General features: G+C 69.6%; 1 protein-coding gene. It reads right to left on the minus strand.

Annotated elements, in window-relative coordinates:
• A partial coding sequence (locus RB628_RS42935; protein ID WP_318325787.1) for a DUF317 domain-containing protein occupies positions 1 to 292 on the minus strand: 292 nt, incomplete at its 3' end.
• Positions 293 to 424: the final 132 nt, after the last annotated feature.

A 424-nucleotide genomic window follows, 5' to 3' on the forward strand; every position in this document is an offset into this window, starting at 1 on the left:
TCTCGGTCGGGGTGCTGTCCTGGTACGTGACCAGCCAGCGAGGCATCGCGAAGGGGTCGGAGTACGCCGTGATCTTCCACAGCGCGTCGTCGTCGCCTTCGGGCAGGTACCCCAGGCGGATGGTCTGCTCGGGTGCGTTGACGTACACGTTGCCCATCTCGTCGTGATTCAGTTTCCAGCCCACGTCGAGGAGAGGCTGGAGGGCGGGATCGCCGGTGAAGGTCGATCCGGCCAGGTATCGCGGGGCGACGTGGTACTCGCGCCACCGCTCGTCGTTCAGGTCGTACGGCACGGCTTCTCCAAGGGCGTGGTCAGCGGCGGCGCGAGGGGCCAGGCGTGGGTAGGCCGGTGGCGGCTGAGGCAACGGGCGGAGTCGCTCCGGCCTGCGATGTGTTGGGCGTGCGGGCGAGCGCGGCCGACCGGC

Source organism: Streptomyces sp. ADMS (assembly GCF_033441795.1).
Classification (GTDB): Bacteria; Actinomycetota; Actinomycetes; order Streptomycetales; family Streptomycetaceae; genus Streptomyces.